Origin of the sequence: Devosia insulae DS-56 (assembly GCF_000970465.2) — a bacterium.
GTDB lineage: Bacteria > Pseudomonadota > Alphaproteobacteria > Rhizobiales > Devosiaceae > Devosia_A > Devosia_A insulae.
This window is the reverse complement of record NZ_LAJE02000212.1, coordinates 1-3,710: the sequence shown is the minus strand read 5'-3', so window position 1 is coordinate 3,710 and position 3,710 is coordinate 1. Positions and strand designations below refer to the sequence as shown.

Annotated in this window: 3 protein-coding genes; all 3 read right to left on the bottom strand. The window is 64.2% G+C overall.

All coding sequences use genetic code 11. From position 1 onward, the window contains the following. Nucleotides 1–150 precede the first annotated feature (150 nt). Nucleotides 151–1,110 carry an ABC transporter permease gene (locus VW23_RS15225; RefSeq protein ID WP_069910403.1) on the bottom strand — a complete coding sequence of 320 codons (960 nt, stop codon included), beginning with the start codon at nt 1,108–1,110 and terminating at the stop codon, nt 151–153. Next, the gene (locus VW23_RS15220; protein ID WP_069910402.1) at nt 1,107–2,108 is read right to left on the bottom strand and encodes an ABC transporter ATP-binding protein; all 1,002 of its coding nucleotides are present in this window, start codon (nt 2,106–2,108) and stop codon (nt 1,107–1,109) included. The genes VW23_RS15225 and VW23_RS15220 overlap by 4 nt, the downstream gene beginning before the upstream one ends. A 296-nt stretch (nt 2,109–2,404) precedes the next feature. After that, the gene (locus VW23_RS15215; RefSeq protein WP_069910401.1) at nt 2,405–3,562 is read right to left on the bottom strand and encodes an ABC transporter substrate-binding protein; all 1,158 of its coding nucleotides are present in this window, start codon (nt 3,560–3,562) and stop codon (nt 2,405–2,407) included. Between the last annotated feature and the right edge of the window lie 148 nt (nt 3,563–3,710).

Below are 3,710 nucleotides of genomic sequence, written 5' to 3'. Positions count from 1 at the left end.
CCAAAACACTGGCGCTGGTGGGAGCGTCTCCCTCCCCCTTGCGGGGAGGGGACAGGGGTGGGGGTACTCTGTGCGCACAGGCCTGTCAGCCGCCTTGCCACAATACGCGATAGCCTCGCCCTTGAGCGGGGGGGAGCTAGAACCAGCAGCTCACAGCGCATCGAACGCCCCCATGCGCTTCGCCATCCACAGATACAGCCCCATGATGACGATCGGCACCACGGTGAAAGCCGCGGCGAGCGGGATATTCCCGGCCGTGCCCTGGTGCGCATAAACCGCCTGGCCGATGAAGAAGGCCGAGGTGCCGATGATCTGCGGGATGATGTAATCGCCCAGCGTCAAGGAGAAGGTGAAGATCGAGCCGGCGACGATCCCCGGCAGCGCCAGCGGGAAGATCACCTTCCAGAAGGTCTGCAGCGGCGTTGCGCCGAGATCGGACGAGGCATCGATCAGGTTCGTCGGCACCCGCTCGATCGCCGCCTGGATCGGCAGGATCATGTAGGGCATCCAGACATAGAGGAAGACGAGGAAGGTGCCGGTGTAACTGATGGAGAGCGAGTTGCCGCCGATCACCGGCAGCGAAAGCCACGCGTCCAGCAGCCAGGTCAGGTGCAACTGCTCGAACACCCAGTTTAGGATGCCCTCCTTGGCGAGGATCAGCTTCCAGGCATAGACCTTGACCAGGTAGCTGGCCCACAGCGGCAGCATGATGCCGAGGTAGAACAGCGCCTTCCATTTCCCGCGCGCATAGCGCGCCGCCATATAGGCGATGGGAAAGGCGATCAGCGCCGAAGCCAGAGTTACTGCCCCCGCCATGATCACGGTGCGGAGGATCACATCGAGATTCTGCGGCCGCAGCAGCTCCGCATAGGTCTTGAGCGTGAACTCGTAATTGATCAGCCCGGAGAACTCGTCGATCGAGAAAAAGCTCTGCAGCAACAGCGCGAACAGCGAGCCGACATAGACGATGCCGAGCCAGAGCAGCGCCGGCAGCAGCAACAGAAAGACGGAAAGTTTCGGTTGCCGCCAGAAGCGGTCGCTGAGCGTGCCGAGCCAGCCGCGCTGGTTCGGCAGGATAGCGCTGGAACTGCTCGCGGCGATCGCGCTCACCCCGCATCCTCCATCAGATGCAGCGCCTCGCGGGCAAAGCCGATGGTCACCCGGTCGCCGTCGGCGGGCACATCACTGCCCGATGGCACCACCGCATGGAGCAGCGTGCCACTGAGGTCGATGCCGAGCCGGGTGGTGGCGCCGAGATAGGAGCGCGACACCACTGTGCCGCTGAGCGCCGAATGGCCGCCCTCGCTGCGAATGAGGTGGATGGCCTCCGGCCTGAGCGACGCCCAGCGCTGTTCGCCGGCAATGGTCTCGACGAATTCCGGCGCCAAGACGTTCGACGAGCCGACGAAATCGGCGACGAAGCGCGAATTGGGCTTGGTGTAGATCTCCTCGGGCGTCCCTACCTGCACCAGCTTGCCGAAATCGAACACCGCCACCCGGTCGGCCATCGACAGCGCTTCGCCCTGGTCGTGGGTAACGAAGATGAAGGTGATGCCGAGCGTCTTCTGCAGCGCCTTCAGCTCTTCCTGCATCTGCTCGCGCAGCTTCAGGTCGAGCGCCCCGAGCGGCTCGTCGAGCAGCAGCACCTTGGGGCGGTTGACGATGGCGCGGGCCAGCGCCACCCGTTGTCGCTGCCCGCCTGAAAGCTGGCCGGGCCGCCGGTCGCCATAGCCGCCGAGCTTCACCAGTTCCAGCGCCGCTTCGGCCTCGCGGGCCCGCGTCGCCCTGTCGACCTTCTTCAGCATCAGCGAGAATTCGACGTTCTCGCGCACGTTGATGTGCGGGAACAGCGCGTAATCCTGGAACACCGTGTTGACGTTGCGCCGATAGGGCGGCACGCCCTCCACCGCATCGCCGAAGATGTGGATCTGCCCCAGCGTCGGCTGCTCGAAACCGGCGATCAACCGCAGGCAGGTGGTCTTGCCCGAGCCCGATGGGCCGAGCATGGCGAAGAACTCCCCCTCCCCGACCTCGAGATCGACCTCGTCGAGAGCTCTCACCGCGCCGAAATGGCGGGAAACGGTCTTGAGGGATACGGCCGAGGTCATGCCTGGAGAACCTTCGCGTCGAGGCGCTGAGATCAACCGGAGGACCTGAAAGTCCCCGGACGAGCCGGAGGATTTGCAAGGGCAAATCCCCGGGATGTGTCCGGCGATTTGCCGTTGGCAAATCGCCGGGGGCGGAGGATTTGCCGTTGGCAAATCCCCTAGGTGTCACCCCCGCAACGGCGGGAACCCACTCGCTGTGGACGCGAGGTTGCGCTGGGCTCCGCCGTCGCGGGAGTGACCGTCGCGGGATGGGGGAACGGCGCAGCGCGCCACTCCCCCGGGCCGACTAGAGCTCCCTAGCGGCCGCCGATAACCCCGACGTAGTCGCTGACCCAGCGGTAATACGGCACGCACTCACCCGCCTCGCACTTGGCGGTCGGGGTCCGCCAGAAGCGGATCTTGTCGAAATTCTCGTAGCCGTTGGTGGCGCAGCCCTCATCGGTCAGGAGCTCATTGCCCTTGCAGGCGGCCGGCACCGACGGCACCGTGCCGAACCAGGCCGACACATCGCCCTGCACCTTGGGCGAGAGCGAGTGCTCCATCCACATATAGGCGCAGTTCGGGTGGGCGCTCTCGGCGTGCAGCATCGTCGTATCGGCCCAGCCGGTGATGCCTTCTTCCGGGAAGGTCGAGGCAACCTTGGCGCCTTCCGCCTTCAGCACGTTGACCATGAACGGCCAGGACGAGGAGGCGACGACGCCTTCGTTCTTGAAGTCGTCCATCTGGATGAACGCATCGTGCCAGTAGCGGCCGACCAGGGTGCGCTGCACGCGTAAGAGGTCGAGCGCTGCCTTGTACTGGTCCTCGTTCAGCGCATAGGGGTCGGTGATCCCCAGCTCCGGCTTGTGCTTCATCAGGTAAAGCGCCGCGTCGGCCACATAGATCGGGCCGTCATAGGCCTGGACGCGCCCCTTGTTCGACTTGCCGTCCGGCAGCGTCGTCTCTTCGAACACCACGTTCCAGCTGGTCGGCGGCTTATCCCCAAACACATCGGTGTTGTACATCAGCACGTTAGCGCCCCAGACATAGGGCGTGCCGTAGTGCACGCCATCGACGGTGTGCCAGGCAGCGCTCTCGAGCCGCGGGTCGATCGTCGACCATGACGGGATCAGCGCCGTGTTGATCGGTTGTACACGCTTGCCGGCGATCAGGCGCAGCGAGGCGTCGCCCGAGGCGGTGACCAGGTCAAAGCCGCCTTCGTTCATCAGGGCGACCATTTCGTCCGAGGTGTTGGCGGTTTTCACCAACACCTTGCAGCCGCTATCGGCTTCGAACTTGGTGACCCAGTCATAATTCGGGTCGGTCTCACCGCGCTCGATGTAACCGGCCCAGGCGACGATCGAAACTTCGCCCTCCCCCGCGCCGAGCGACTGCAGCATCTCCTGCGCAGCCACCTGACCGGTGAAGGTCGCAACCATGGTCAAGGCCGTACACGTCTTGAGGATGGATTTCATCGATTTCTCCCTGCTCGGGCAGCGCTCCCAAATGCGCATCATGCCCTTGATTGGGAGCTTATCGAGCGCTTTGCTATGCGCAAATGTATTCGTCCGGGGGGAGCTTTCGGAATTTCCGATAGCTCCTCTGCTCCCCTCCCCCTTGAGG

Bases quoted from the DNA above. Each gene is read 5' to 3' on its own strand.
- VW23_RS15220 (WP_069910402.1), bottom strand. From the start codon at position 2,108: ATGACCTCGGCCGTATCCCTCAAGACCGTTTCCCGCCATTTCGGCGCG.
- VW23_RS15215 (WP_069910401.1), bottom strand. From the start codon at position 3,562: ATGAAATCCATCCTCAAGACGTGTACGGCCTTGACCATGGTTGCGACC.